Annotated in this window: 12 protein-coding genes; 4 read left to right on the forward strand and 8 right to left on the reverse strand. The window is 32.2% G+C overall.

Annotated features, from left to right (window positions below; genetic code table 11):
• Positions 1-143: 143 nt before the first annotated feature.
• The 3 genes from HM992_RS13200 to HM992_RS13210 all read left to right on the forward strand — a co-directional run bounded on the left by HM992_RS13200 (position 144) and on the right by HM992_RS13210 (position 2,551).
• Positions 144-593 (forward strand): type I restriction enzyme HsdR N-terminal domain-containing protein, encoded by a 450-nt coding sequence (locus HM992_RS13200; protein ID WP_179320002.1) that lies wholly within the window; start codon positions 144-146, stop codon positions 591-593.
• Entirely contained in the window at positions 594-1,586 is a 993-nt protein-coding gene (locus HM992_RS13205; RefSeq protein ID WP_179320003.1) for a glycosyltransferase family 2 protein, read from the forward strand. It begins immediately after the preceding gene.
• Between the two features lie 104 nt (positions 1,587-1,690).
• Positions 1,691-2,551: an OmpA/MotB family protein gene (locus HM992_RS13210; RefSeq protein ID WP_178985440.1), complete on the forward strand. Its 861-nt coding sequence runs from the start codon at positions 1,691-1,693 to the stop codon at positions 2,549-2,551.
• A 58-nt stretch (positions 2,552-2,609) separates the two neighbouring features.
• Here the strand turns inward: HM992_RS13210 and HM992_RS13215 are convergent, their stop codons facing one another.
• The 4 genes from HM992_RS13215 to HM992_RS13230 all read right to left on the reverse strand — a co-directional run bounded on the left by HM992_RS13215 (position 2,610) and on the right by HM992_RS13230 (position 9,206).
• A complete protein-coding gene (locus HM992_RS13215) occupies positions 2,610-6,053 on the reverse strand; it encodes a VIT domain-containing protein (protein ID WP_179320004.1) in 3,444 nt (1,147 codons plus the stop codon).
• An 86-nt stretch (positions 6,054-6,139) separates the two neighbouring features.
• Positions 6,140-7,225 carry an AMP-binding protein gene (locus HM992_RS13220; RefSeq protein WP_178985442.1) on the reverse strand — a complete coding sequence of 362 codons (1,086 nt, stop codon included), beginning with the start codon at positions 7,223-7,225 and terminating at the stop codon, positions 6,140-6,142.
• Positions 7,226-7,228: 3 nt separating this feature from the next.
• Entirely contained in the window at positions 7,229-8,170 is a 942-nt protein-coding gene (locus HM992_RS13225) for a CPBP family intramembrane glutamic endopeptidase (RefSeq protein WP_179320005.1), read from the reverse strand.
• Position 8,171: 1 nt separating this feature from the next.
• Positions 8,172-9,206 (reverse strand): o-succinylbenzoate synthase, encoded by a 1,035-nt coding sequence (locus tag HM992_RS13230; protein ID WP_179321087.1) that lies wholly within the window; start codon positions 9,204-9,206, stop codon positions 8,172-8,174.
• Positions 9,207-9,265: 59 nt separating this feature from the next.
• On the opposite strand from HM992_RS13230, the gene HM992_RS13235 reads away from it, so the two are divergent.
• Entirely contained in the window at positions 9,266-10,159 is an 894-nt protein-coding gene (locus tag HM992_RS13235; RefSeq protein WP_179320006.1) for a sterol desaturase family protein, read from the forward strand.
• Positions 10,160-10,173: 14 nt separating this feature from the next.
• Here HM992_RS13235 and HM992_RS13240 read toward each other — a convergent pair whose 3' ends face one another.
• The 4 genes from HM992_RS13240 to HM992_RS13255 form a co-directional block, all read right to left on the reverse strand.
• Complete coding sequence (locus HM992_RS13240; protein WP_179320007.1) at positions 10,174-11,295, reverse strand: glycosyltransferase family 4 protein; 1,122 nt, start codon at positions 11,293-11,295, stop codon at positions 10,174-10,176.
• A 383-nt stretch (positions 11,296-11,678) separates the two neighbouring features.
• Entirely contained in the window at positions 11,679-12,347 is a 669-nt protein-coding gene (locus HM992_RS13245) for an RluA family pseudouridine synthase (protein WP_179320008.1), read from the reverse strand.
• 14 nt (positions 12,348-12,361) lie between these two features.
• Positions 12,362-14,332: a YgiQ family radical SAM protein gene (locus HM992_RS13250; RefSeq protein ID WP_178985447.1), complete on the reverse strand. Its 1,971-nt coding sequence runs from the start codon at positions 14,330-14,332 to the stop codon at positions 12,362-12,364.
• Between the two features lie 253 nt (positions 14,333-14,585).
• Positions 14,586-15,263, reverse strand: a complete 678-nt coding sequence (locus HM992_RS13255) for a metal-dependent hydrolase (protein ID WP_178985448.1) — start codon at positions 15,261-15,263, stop codon at positions 14,586-14,588.
• Between the last annotated feature and the right edge of the window lie 9 nt (positions 15,264-15,272).

Raw genomic sequence — 15,272 nt, forward strand, 5'->3', positions numbered from 1 at the left:
TAAATTCCAAAAATTAAATTCCAAATTCCAAATTCCAATGGTTAGTATTCAACATTATATTAAATAATATGGATTTTGGTAATCGAAAATTGTGATTTGTGGTATTCTACTTTAACTTTGAAAAAAATTAGCGATTCTAAGTGTTGCAAGAACTCAACTTTCCAAAGTTTGAATACCGTTTCAAAAGTACAGAAAATAAAGTTTCTATTTTTGATGTCATTCGTAAAAAATTCATCATTCTTCAACCCGAAGAATGGGTGAGACAACATTGTGTTCATTATTTAATGTCGATTAAGAACTACCCAAAGTCATTAATAAATGTTGAAAAAGAACTGATTATAAATGGCTTAACAAAACGATACGATATTGTTATTTTTAATTCAGATGGTAGCATTCATTTAATTGTAGAATGTAAATCGCACAGCATTGAAATAGACCAAACCACCTTCGACCAAATTGCACGTTATAACTTGGCTTTAAATGCCTCGTATTTAATGGTAACTAACGGTTTAAATCATTATTATTGTGAAATGGATATGGACGCTGAACGGTTTTCGTTTTTAAAAGACATCCCTAATTATACTCAGAAGTAAATGCTACAAACCAAGGACTTAGCAATTGTTATTTTAAACTGGAATGGAAAAGCCTTACTCAAACAGTTTTTGCCTTCTATTATTAATTATTCGGATGATGCTGTAATTTATGTCGCTGATAATGCTTCAACCGATGATTCTGTAGCTTTTCTTACGGAACATTTTCCAACAGTAAAACGTATTCAGAATACAGAAAATGGCGGCTATGCCAAAGGGTATAATGATGCTTTAAAACATATTGAAGAACCCCTACTCTGCTTATTGAATAGCGATATTGAAGTGACCGAAAATTGGCTTCAACCTATCATATATGAATTTAATAGTAATGCTACTACGGCGATTATTCAACCAAAGATTTTAGACTATAAAAACAAATCTCTTTTTGAATATGCAGGAGCTGCTGGTGGCTTTATCGATAAATATGCTTATCCTTATTGCAGAGGCCGAATTTTTGACACCATTGAAGAAGACAAAGGGCAATACAACGATACCAAAACTATTTTTTGGGCGTCAGGAGCTTGTTTTTTTACTAGAAATGAGGTGTTTCAAAATTTAAAGGGGTTTGATGAATCTTATTTCGCTCACATGGAAGAGATTGATTTATGTTGGAGAGCTTTTAATTCTAATTATGTAACTAAATATGTTGGAGCTTCAACCGTATATCATGTAGGAGGTGCAACATTGACAAATACCAATCCTAAAAAAACCTATCTCAATTTTAGAAATAGTCTGTTTACACTAGTAAAAAATACGGATTCTCATGTATTGTTTAGAGTATTATTTAAAATGGGCTTAGATGGGATAGCTGGTGTACGCTTCTTGTTTCAACTAAAACCGGCATTTTTACTAGCCATTTTAAAAGCCCATATGTCGTTTTATTACAATTTACCTAGACTTTTAAAGCAGCGAAAACAATTATCTCAACGTTCTAGCTATTACGAAACAGTGTCTATTGTGTGGTCTTATTTCATAAAAAAACGGACACAATTTTAATTGTTTATAAAAGTGTTAAAATTTATGTTAATCCATGTCCAACGCACTTTTGTTTTCCATAATTTTGTTATGTTAAACTTAACAATTTAAACTAGAGTTCAATTATGAAAAAATTAATGTTATTAGGTGTTTGCTCAATGGTATTTTTGGCATCTTGTGTGTCTAAAAAAGATTATTTAGCACTAGAAGCACAACAAAAAGAAACCCAAGATTTATTAAATACCGCAACCGTTAAACTAAATAGTTGTTTATCTGATGTCGCTGCAGCTAATGCAAGAGTGGAAACCATGAAAGACCAATTGGCTGATTTACGTAAGTCAAATCAAGATTTAATTGATACCAAAGGGGATTTAACAATCTTAACTAAAAAAGGATCTGAAAATCTTGAAAAGTCTTTAGAAAGCTTAAAAGAACGTGATTTAAAAATTACAAGATTACAAGATGCATTGACTAAAAAGGATAGTGTAACCCTTGCTGTTGTTACCAGTCTTAAAAAAGCCGTTGGAATTGATGATCCAGACATTGAGATTAATGTTGAAAAAGGTGTGGTATTTATTTCTATCGCAGATAAGTTATTATTCCAAAGTGGAAGCTATAACGTTACAACAAGAGCTAACGAAATCTTGGCTAAGGTTGCTAAAGTAATTAATAGCAAACCAGATTTTGAAGCTATGGTTGAGTCTCACACTGATAATGTACCTTACAACAAGCCACCATTAGTTGACAACTGGGATTTAAGTGTAAAACGTGCGACTTCTGTAGTAAGAGTTTTAGAAAGTTTAGGGGTTAATTCTCAACAGTTAATTGCTTCTGGTCGTAGTTCTTACGTGCCATTAGTAGACAATGATACTGCTGAAAATAGAGCAAAAAACAGACGTACACGTATTGTTGTATTGCCTAAAATTGATCAATTCTACGAAATGGTTGAAAATGAAATGAAAAATTTATCTGAAGGAACTGAATAATAATTCTAGAAGATTTTGATATAAAAAACCCAATGCAAACGCATTGGGTTTTTGTTTTTTATATGGTTATTGTTTCAACTTTACGTTTAGTGTCGTCATCACTTAATCGGATTACTTTAATGACTTTTTCTTCATTAGGTTTCCCATAGTTTCTATAAATAGTAACTTTTAGACTGGCTGGACCTATGATTTTTTGAACACTATCAGAATAGTAGTCTACAGAAATTTCATAATTTCCTTTTTGAGCTTTTTTAATCCAATAGCTTTCTGGTCCATAGCCATCAACTAAATCTTCAGATATTCTACCACCAAATTTTGAAGTGTCATGACCATAGTAAATCTCTTCATTATCTGGATTTTTAACATATAAATCTAAATCCGTTTCACCATGATTCCAATCGACAACAACTCTAATATCCGTTTCAATAGGTTTGTAGGTTTCTCTCAATGCCTTAGCTCTTTCACCATGGTTTGTATTCACTAAATGGCACAACTCAACATAGGTAATTTGCTCTATACCATAGTACAATTCGTCTTCATCTTTTTCTAATAGCTGGCCATTAACAATTTTTAATAATAAATCAATGGCAGCGTCTATGTCTCCATTAGCTTCATAAGCCAATGCTAAATCTCTATAGGATTGTGGATGTTCTGGGCGTAATTCTAATACGTTTTTGTAAACATAAATAGCTAAATCATACTTTTTATATTGCTCAAGTTTATAGGCTAAGGCTCTAATGAGTTCGTGATTATCTAAATCAATCTCTATGAGGTTGGTCGCTACTCTTAAAGCAATATCAATTCTATTTTTACTTTCAAAGAAATCAGCTATATCTAAAAAGAACGAAGGAGTATTTCTATAATTTTCTCTAATTTTCAAATAGGCTTTATATGCTTCTTCAACTGAATTCTGTGCCTCTAAATACTGGATATAAGACGCATTCTTATCCCAATTTTGTAATGTTGATTGCTCTACTATTTTTTCATTAAGTACTTTTATTTCTTTTTTATGGTTTACCGCACCATTCTTTGTTGTAATTATAACAATTCCGTTAGATCCTCTTGAACCATAGATTGCAGTTGCAGCTGCATCCTTTAGAACTGTTGTTGAAATTATTTCATCTGTATTAATAATAGATAAATCACCTATATAAGGCACTCCATCAACAATATATAATGGTTCCCTATTTCCATTCATAGTACCAAAGCCTCTAATTTTAATGGTTGTATTTGATCCAGTAGTTCCGTTTACAGTATTAACATTGACACCTGCTACTTGACCAGATAACAGTTGCGTTGCTTTACTTTCTATACTTTCAGACCTTACTCTAGTTACTGCTCCTGTAAAAGCTTCCTTGGTTGTTGTGCCATAGCCGATAACGATAACTTCATCTAGAGTTGACGCGTCTTCATTCAACGCCATATTTAATGTGGTATTGGAACTTAACCTCTGTTCTACACTAGTCATGCCTACAAATGAAAAGACTAATGTTTCATTCGGAGATGCGTTAATTACAAACTTTCCATCAAAATCAGTTTGCACTCCTCTACTTGTACCTTTAACAATAACTGAAGCACCTGGTAACGGTAAACCATCATTTGATGTCGTAACAACACCACTAACAAATGCTTTAGTAGAATCTATATGAAATGTAACAACTGGTCTTACGTTTGTATTTTGAGTATTACTATTATTTGTTGAATTTGTTTCAGTAGTATTGCTAGTATTTGGGTTAGTATGAGCAACCTTCTTATCTGTTTTATTCGCTTTTGGATTAAAGTCTTTATCATACCATGATCGAATTGATTCATAATCCGATTTCAGCTCTTCTCTTCTATCAAATACCGCATCACGTGAATGCTGTTGTTGTAATTTTAATTGTGCTAACCTACGATTGTATTCTTCTTTTAGTTCTGAAGGAGGTTCTATTTTGTAGCGCACATAATCTTCTATTCTATCTAATACAATCATAGATGTATAAGGAGAAATTAAATGATAAGCTTTAGCTAATTCTATAATGTCATTTTTATTTTCTTCTTTCTTTTTCGTCAAATGCTGAAGTTTAGCTTTTGCCCAAAGACGCTTAGATACTTCAGAGTTTGAAGAGGATGTCATATCTACAAATATGCGTTCTGTGATTTCCTTGCCATAACCAAATAGTAATTCAATAGACTTCGCTTCAACATACTTACCACTTAAATTAAAGTTTTCGTTAACGATACTTTTTGGTTTTGGATACACTTCAAATAGTGAATTATCATGATTTACACCAAGAAATTGAAAGGCTTCATGCTTTAACAAATCTACCGCTGAATTATTAGTGAGACTATTCAAATTGATATAATTCCCTCCGTTTTCTGTCGCTAAATCATTTAGTAATTGATGATTTGCTGAATTGACTGAATTAATACAATATAGCCTAGAACTACTACTTAGTTCTAATTCTCCTAGATTATGCAATCCGTCCGAAAATAATAATATGTCATCAGATTTTGGAATAAATAAGCCTTTATAAGATGTTCCACCATCATATGTAATCATTTTTAAGGTATTTATTAGCTCTTGGCTATCTCCATTTTTTATTCTAAAAGTAGAATTGCTGATTAGAGTATTACTGAACACCACTAACGATACCTTTACATCTTCTAGGGATTTTAAATAACTAGTAATTAAGTTTAACTCTGCTTCTAACTTTTTATAGTACATGGAATAAGATGCATCCCATAAAATTGCTATTGATTTCGCCTTTGATTTTAATCTTCTTTTCGGTACAAAGGTTTTATTAATATGAAAATATGCTTCGAAAGTCTGTAACGCAAATACATCTTTTATAGGTATAGACAGTTTTAAGTTTCTATTTAGGTCAACAGAATTTGCCACATATGTTCCGACAACATTTTTTCCTTTCTTAATGAATTTAAGATCCTTTTTAAAGCTTTCAGTTACCGATGGTAATTGCTCTAGATTATTACAAACAATGTCAATGCTAAAATCATTCAAGGGCTTACTAAATCCAAGTGGAATAGTAAATTGATAGTGATTGTCATTAACCAATAAATTTTGCTCGTAAGTAATAACGATTCTCTTATGGCCTTTTGCAGGAATTGGATAAACTCTAGCTTTGTAATTGTTTCCCTGAGTTTGCTCTAACAATGCAGGGTCTATACGTTGCCTAATTGTACTTTCATATGCAACTCTTCCCAGCTCTTTTTCTACGATAACTGCTGATCGTAATTTTCCATTTAAATCCATGGCAAAATGCGATACACTTTGTCCTTCTGCCAATGGAAAAGCTAGTTCACCTTCTAAAACGCTGTCATGAGCATTATAAAATGTCATGTCGTAAGTTACTGTCGCATAATTCCCTGATATTTCTGCATTTATTCGCAGCTTATCAAGCTTTAATTCAGACTTGTCTTCTAATGTTACGGTTGGAAAATTTTGTGATTGACTTGAAATTGATAACATCAATACAAGTAAAAATGGGATTAATTTTTTCATTGGTATGGCATTTAAAGTTTAATCAAAACTAAATGCCAAACCAATAAATTAAAACCCAAAATGAGTAAACTCCCTATTTGAATGAGTTAACTCCCTAAAACAGCTTTTAAGGTTTTTTTACGTTGAATTTTCCCGTTTACGGTTTCTGAAAACTTGTCTATAGTATAAATTTCTTTTGGAATTTCGAACTTATCTAAAGTTTTAAGATCTTTAATTGCTTTCAAAATAACATCTTTAGAATCTGATGGGTTTTCAACAATAAGAATCAACTTTTCTCCAAGAGTCACATCGTCTTCACCAGCGACAATAAAACGTTGCTTAATGGCTGGTTGTAATTTGTCTTCAATCTGTTCTGGGAACAATTTTACTCCACCAGAATTAATTACATTATCAAAACGTCCAAATAACTGAAAACTTGTTTCAGATTTTAGCTCTACAATATCATTAGTCACTAAGTCTTCTTCAACGAGTTTTGGTGCGTGTATAACTAAACAATTTCTATCATCTTGTTTAAACGTTACATGTTCTAAAGCTTTAAAGTACAATTCCTTTTCAACAGACTTAGACTGTAACTGTCTTACGGCAACATGTGTTACGGTTTCTGTCATTCCATAAGTTTCGTAAAACTTAGGCTCACAGTTTTTAATTCTTTCTAGAAGCGGCTTGGTGACTTTAGATCCACCAACAATAATCGATTTTATATTATGGATGTAATTAATGGTATGTTTTAACTGCAATGGCACCATAGCACAGAAATCATAAGTCTTTTCATAATCAAAAATTGGCTGAGCAGACGGCTCTACAAAATCAATTTCTAGACCCAAAACTAAAGCACGTATAAACATCATTTTACCAGCAATAAAATGACTTGGTAAACAATGTAACGCTTTATCTCCTGGCTCTAAACCGAAAAAATTACCTGTAGCTATAGAAGAATTAACCATAGCTTGTTTCATTAATTTAATCTCTTTAGGATTACCTGTAGAACCCGAAGTTGTTACATATAAAAAATCCTTATTATTTAACCAATCAATTAAAAAATTACCAGTTACTTTTTCATAGGGTTCCCCTTCTTTTATGAGACTATATGCGACTTCTTTTAGCTCTTCATGACTAAAGTGAAGTCCATTAAACTTAAAACGGTTGTGTACTTTGTTGTATTCTGGTGTCATATTCTAATCGATTATTTTATAATTATCTTTTGGTGGCTCCTCAACTGTTCCGAATAATTTATCTTTCCAATTGGTCCATCCGTATTTTTTTGAAAGTATGAACAATATTAAAGGATAAACAATTAAAACAGGTAATATAATTTCTGAAATTGATCCTAATTCTGGTTCAGACGTATCTTTAAAAAGTGCATCTGTTTGAAGCGCTGTCCAATCTGCTGTTACTAACAAAGAAGCAATTAAATTATTGCCTAAATGAAATCCTAGAGCTAACTCTAAACCTTCGTCCATTAAAGTCATAATTCCTAATAGTAATCCTGTTCCAACATAGAAAATCATCATCTGCCAAAAACCAATTGCGCCTACCTCAGGGTTGGCACTATGCGCGATACCAAATAATATCGAGGTAAAAATTAACGGAAACCATTTATTCTTAACTAAAACACCAATATGTTGCATTAAATACCCTCTAAATAGATACTCTTCTAGTCCAATTTGAAACGGAAATAAAAGAACACTTATTATAAATAAAATGGCAAATTTACTAGGGTTAAACTGAAATACTATTTCAGATGAATCTATGGTATACATTGTAAAAAAGGAAACAATGGTATAGATTGTAATCATTAAAAACGAAAATAAGATACGTTTATAATCGACCTTAGGTCTCGATGTTGTTAATGATAAGAGACTTCTTTGATGAATAAATTTAACCAAAACAAATAAAAGTCCTAACAAAAACACAAAGGGTAATAAGTTAACGACTAACAATACACTTGAAGGTAAATTCCAACGCTTCATGGCATCCATCGCAGCATCTAAGTCACTTGGATCTGATACTAAATAAAACACAAAATTACTAATAAAGATACCTGCTACTAAAATTGTAGTCAGGATAAACATCCAAAGTTCACGTTGTCCTTTGTAGGCTTGTTGTATATAATTCATTTTATAAATTAAAGTTCCAATGTTGTTTTAAATCGTAATGCAAAGTTCCGTTTTTTACATGTAATGGAGAAGGAAAATTGTTAGTAAATAAACTTCCTGTTCCTAAACCTTGAGGCATGCTATTTTTTAAGGTATATGTCCATTGTGCTATGCCATTCAATCCAACATTACTTTCTAAAGCACTAGTTATCCACCAATTAATGTTTAAGTCTTCTGCGATGTCAATCCATTGCTGACTTCCTTTAAAACCACCAACTAAGCTCGGTTTTAAAATAATGTATTGCGGTTTTATAGTTTTAAGTAATTCTTGTTTATGGTCTTCAGAAAACACTCCAATCAATTCTTCATCTAAAGCAATTGGCAAAGGGGTTGCTTCACAAAGTTGAGCCATCACTTCAAACTGCTTAGGTTTTATAGGTTGTTCTATGGAATGTAAGTGGTATTCTGAAAGGCGATTTAACTTTTCTAAAGCATCATTAGGTGAAAATGCACCATTGGCATCCACTCTTAGTTCAATATCTGATACTGAAAACTCTTTTCGTATCGATTTTAAAATGTCTAATTCGGTTTGAAAATCAATAGCCCCTATTTTTAATTTGATACAATTAAATCCGGTTTCAATTTTTTCCTTTATTTGGGTTCGCATAAAATGGTCATCACCCATCCAAACTAAACCATTAATCGGAATACTATCTTCTCCTTTTGAAAATTGAGATGGAAATAGTTGAAACTGATTTGCACTATTTAAAGATTTAAAAGCGGTTTCTAGTCCAAACTGAATACTTGGGAATTCAACTAATTCTAATAAAAGTTTATCTAAGCCATGCTGAATATTGTTGCAAGTCCATTTTAATTTAGCTTCATAATCTGATCTATCGTCAATCGACAAACCTCTTAAAATACCACACTCACCTACTCCATTTTTATCTTCATTTTCTAATAAGATAAACCACGTTTCTTTAGTGGTCATTACACCTCGCGATGTACCACTTGGACGTTTAAAGTCTAAAATATACTTATGGTAAGTTGCATTTATCATAGATATCAAAAATAGTTAAATAATTTCGTAAATTACAGATCCAATATCGACTGTTAATGCCTGATTTCCCAAATATTATTCTATATGCCATACCCTTTTTTGTATTGGCCATGTTGTTAGAATTATATATAACTACAAAACAACACATTAACACGTATGAAACTAAAGACTCCTTCTCATCTATTGCTATGGGATTGGGCAATGTCATTTTAGGGTTTGCAAGTAAAGCCCTAGTTATATTAGTCTTCTTTTGGGTTTATGACAACGTTAGACTGTTTACAATTCCTGTAGCATGGTGGTCGTTTTTATTCATATTCTTTGCAGATGACTTGGCATATTATTGGTTTCACCGTGTATCGCATGAATGTCGATTATTTTGGGCATCACATGTCGTTCATCATTCTTCAGAGCATTATAATTTAAGCACTGCTCTGAGACAAACTTGGTCTGGTGGTTTTTATACGTTTATATTTTGGTTGTGGTTACCGTTGTTAGGCTTTCATCCTGCAATGATATTATTACAAATGTCTATTAGCTTATTGTATCAATTTTGGATTCATACGGAAGCCATTAACAAAATGCCAAAATGGTTTGAAGCTGTTTTTAATACCCCATCACACCACAGAGTGCATCATGGCAGTAATCCAATTTATTTAGATCGTAATCATGCCGGAATTTTAATTATTTGGGATCGCTTATTTGGTACTTTTCAACCTGAACTAGACGATGAAAAAGTAATCTATGGTTTAGTAACAAATATTAAAAGCTACAACCCAATTAAGATTGCTTTTATTGAATGGTGGCAATTATTGAAAGATGCGTTTACCGGACGTATGTCTTTAAAACACAGATTGCTTTATCTCTTTAAATCACCTGGTTGGAAACATGATGGAAGTGGGAAAGTTAGTGATGACTTGCGTAATGAGTGGTTAAGTAGAAAAAATCAATAATGATAGCACTTTCATTATTTTAAAGCTGTTAGCTTATAAACTTCAAGCAATTTATCAATCATTAAATGTTCTGAAAAATTATTAACCGAATGGTCATATGCTTTTTCACCCATGCCATGTAAAACGTCGGGATTTAAAGTGATGTCTTCAATTATATCCGCTAATTGAAGAAAATTTTCAGACTCAAAAAGGAAGCCTGTTTCTCCTTCAATAATTTGATCTAGAGCTCCTTGTATATTCGAACGAATTACTGGTTTTTTCATCATCATTGCTTCCAATGGTACTAAAGGAAAACCTTCAACTCTCGATGGAAGAATTAATACATCTATAATATTATAGATATCGGAAGGATCACTAAAAGGAATTGACGTAATTAGATGTCTTACTTCACACGCATTGATTAAACTGTTTAACCATTCAATATTACCATCTCCAAGAATAATAAGATGCATTTTTAAGTGTTTACAGCGTTCAATTGCATGAATTAAAATATCTATGCCTTTACGCTTACCGATTGTTCCGACGAAACCAAATATAATATGATTTGCAGGTATTTTGTAACGCTCTTTTAACTTTTGAATTGCATTTCTATCAAGCGGTTGTTTATGATTTTTAACACCATTGAATATAAGTTTCACAGCAGTTTTATCATAGTTATAATCCGAAACTAAACTTGATTCTAATTCTCTACTAATCGCTATAGCATAATCCCCTTTTTTATTTAAAAAATGTTTAGGAATATTCATGTTATGATGCGTTACAATAAACTTTTTACCAGACATTAATCTGTATATAGCACCTAAATATGTCGTCACAGGATAATGCGCATGTACAATATCAGGCTTTATTTTATATAATTGAAATAAGCCAAATGGTGTCGCAGTGATATATGATAGTAATTGTTGGAATCTCGTGAAATAATTAATTTTATTGTAAAGAGGAAAAGGGACTTTGACAAATTGAACTCCGTTTACTTTAGCTTTCTCAAATAACTTTAGAGCATTGTAATCCTGACCAGGACCTCTAGATAATATGTAAACTTCATTTCCTCGTTTGATAAAGTTCTCAGCTAATGCATATATATGGGTGGTAGAACCTTCAGCCGGTAAATATCTTGCAAAGAAAATAATTTTCATAAGGTTCTAAATCTTAATCGAATCCTCTATAGTATATTTTATAGAATACCAGTAAACTATAAAATAAGATTTTGACATACAGGTGATTATAATCCTAAACCTACATATTATTTATATATATTCATAGATTATTCGATAATATTCACATATTTCATTATTAATAAACAACAATGGATAGGAAACGACATACAACATGATAAATATTAAAATAATATAACAAAGATTTGTCTAAGATTTGTTTATACTATACTGGCCATTAAAGCTTTAATAGTGTTGGTTCATCTCATAGTACACAAGGAACCACTAGAGAAATGATTTAGAAGTTCCGTATTTCCGAAACGCTTGCTACATAAAGTTATTCTGAGAAGCCACGTAAGGTAGGCTTAAATGGATTTGAATTTCCAAAATTTATTATTCGGTAATGGTGCTACAAAAGTATTCATATCTTCAGAATCAGAATCTTTATAGGTTATTTTCCACGCGTGAAGACAAACAGCTAATGGTAAATAATTTTGATCCGATCCATATTTTTCATCTCCTAGAATAGGAAGTCCAATATGTGCCAATTGCGCTCTTATTTGATGAAATCGACCCGTTTTTGGTTGTATTTCTAAAAGGTAACCAAAATCGTTTTGATCAATTACCTTGTAAGAAAGCCTACAATCTAAAGTGTTTTTTGATTTTGATTGAACAATATCTGCTCTTTTTTCTAAGTTATTCTTCACGAGAAAATTAACCAAGTTACCTTTGCTTTTTAAAGGTTTATTCTTAACAACTGCTAAATACGTTTTTTGAACTTTTCGACTGCTAAATAACGTGTTAAATGCAACTAGAATGCTTTTTTTCTTGGCAAAAATCAGCACACCACTTGTGACACGATCTAATCGATGAATAACACCAACATAAGGCTTTCGTTTACTTTTAATGAGATGATTGAATACCTGATCCTCAACCGTGTTATTTTCATAAAGACTTTTTTCAGTAATAAGTCCTGCTGATTTATTGACGATTATAAGATCATTGGTTTCAACTATAACTTCAAGGTTTGACATTACAATCTACTTTTTTAACGTCTTTTTGGTCTTGATTTGCGTTTCTTTTTTCGACGAGAACCTTTTGAAAAATTTGAATCCGTAGATGGAATAGCATCATCAAAGGTGTTTTTTACAGCTTTCAAATTAACGCTTTTCCAGCCTTTTTCTTTAGTTTCTGGCAACAACACAGTTAATAAATCGTCTCTACCTACTTTATTTAAGGTCTTTCTAATCCAATCTTTGTTTTCTTTTTTATACCAAAAGAAGAAGCGATGTTGTTCCTCTTTTTCCTTTCGAGATTTTGGTGTTTTTGTTGGTTTTAACGTATAAGGATGATAGCCACTATAGTAAATAACTGTTGCAACCGTCATTGGCGTTGGTGTAAACCCTTGTACTTGCTCTAATTGAAAACCCATATCTTTAGTTTCTGCAGCTAAATTTGCCATATCTTCCACTTCACACGCTGGATGATTTGAAATAAAATAAGGAATCAACTGCAGCTTTAAGTTTTTCGCCACATTAATCTTGTCGAAACGTTCTTTAAACTTATGAAAATATTTAAACGATGGTTTACGCATCAACTTTAAAACAGGATCTGAAGTATGTTCTGGCGCGACTTTTAAACGACCAGAAATATGCTTAGTCATTACTTCTTCCGTATAGTCGTCTAATTCTTTAGGATCAGCATTCTTATTAAATTCTGGCACCAACATATCATGGCGAATACCACTACCAATAAATGATTTTTTAATTTTAGGATGCTTGTCAACTGCCTGATACAATTCAGTTAATGGCTTATGAGATGTATCTAAATTACTACAAATCACAGGTGAAATACAAGAAGGTGCCACACACTTATCGCAAATGGATTGCACTTTTCCTTTCATCTTATACATATTGGCAGAAGGCCCACCAATATCTGATAAATAGCCTTTAAAATCTGGCATATTAGCCACTTTATCAACTTCTCTTAATACTGATTCTTGACTACGACTTGCAATAAATTTTCCTTGATGTGCAGAAATAGTACAAAAACTACAACCTCCAAAACATCCGCGATGTATGTTAATTGAAAACTTAATCATTTCAAACGCAGGAATTGGTCCACGCTTATTATATTTCGGATGCGGTAATCTTGTGTAAGGCAAATCAAAAGAGGCATCAATCTCTTCTTCCAACATCGTTGGAAATGGTGGATTAATGATTAATGTTCTATCATTTATACTTTGAAAAATTCGTTTTGCTTTCAACTTATTCGATTCTTGTTCTATAACCTTGAAGTTAGAAGCAAATTTTTTCTTGTCATTTAAACAAACAGTATGTGAGTGAATTTCCACATCATCCCAGTTTTTATTCTTAGGAATAGCTTCATTTTTATCGACTAAAACAGCAGTTTGTTTAATAGTCGTTAAGCTAGAAAAAGGCACGCCTTTTTGTAATAACTCTACAATTTCTCGCAAAGGTTGTTCACCCATTCCATACACCAACATATCTGCTTTAGAAGTTTCTAAAATAGATGGCATAAGTTTATCACTCCAATAATCGTAATGCGTTACACGACGTAAAGACGCTTCAATACCTCCAATTAACACTGGAACATCTGGGAATTTTTCTTTTAGAATATTTGAATATACAGATGTCGCATAATCGGGTCTAAATCCTATATCACCATTTGGAGTATAGGCATCTTTATCGCGACGTCTTTTACTAGCTGTATAATTACTCACCATTGGATCCATACAACCACCTGTAACTCCAAAAAACAATTTTGGGGTTCCTAGCTTGGTAAAATCTTGTAGATTATCGTTTACGCTCGGCTGTGGCACTATAGCCACTTTAAGTCCATAACTTTCTAAAATACGACCAATTACGGCAGGTCCAAATGATGGGTGATCCACATAAGCATCTCCACTAAAAAGTATAACATCGAGTTCTTTCCAACCTCTAATTTTTACTTCTTTGTTTGTTGTGGGTAACCAATCTGTAAGTTTATTCATTTCCATAGTGCTGCAAAGATACAGTTAAATTTGTTTCACAACTCAACACGGAAAAATTACGATTTAGAATTAATCTTTACCATCATTTAAAATCCAAATTAAGCCTTCTCTTTTGTCGCTCTAAGAATGGTGTTGTACTTTTTCTTTTGGTTTAAGAGAACATGTCTACGTTAGCTACTCTGGTGGATATGTTTCTAACGACGTTGCCAAATATCTTTAAATATAGTTATGATAATTATCGTTCTAAACATCAAAACGTTTACAGTTCTATTCGTTCACCAATATCTAATAACATTAAATCCTTACCCTTATCGAAGAATTTTCGTTTGGCTTCTTCATGATTAATTTCAATATAACCGAAAGTATCAAAATGATATCCTAGAACTTTATCACATTCTATAAAATCACTGGCCAGAATAGCATCATCAATACCCATTGTAAAATTATCACCAATAGGTAAAATTGCTAAATCGAGATTAACTTGCATCGGAATTAACTTCATGTCCATAGTTAAGGCTGTATCACCTGCTATGTATATGGTTTTATGTTCTCCTTCAATAATAAATCCGCCAGGTTGCCCTCCATAAGATCCATCTGGAAAAGAAGATGTATGAATGGCATTAACATATTTAAGATTCCCAAACTCAAAATCCCAAGAGCCTCCATGATTCATAGGATGACCTTCTAAATCTTTGTTTTGAAAATATGTAACGATTTCAAAATTAGACACAATTACTGCACCTGTGCGCTTCGCAATGGCTTCAACATCTAAAATATGATCTTGATGGGCATGTGTGACTAAAATATAATCCGCTTTTAATGTCTCTATATCTATGTCCGAGGCTTTGTCATTTCCTGTTATAAAAGGATCGACTAAAATGTAAATGTCTTTAATTTGAATACCTAAAGAGGCATGACCGTAGAATGTAATTTTCATAATTATATA

Origin of the sequence: Winogradskyella helgolandensis (assembly GCF_013404085.1) — a bacterium.
Taxonomy (GTDB): domain Bacteria; phylum Bacteroidota; class Bacteroidia; order Flavobacteriales; family Flavobacteriaceae; genus Winogradskyella; species Winogradskyella helgolandensis.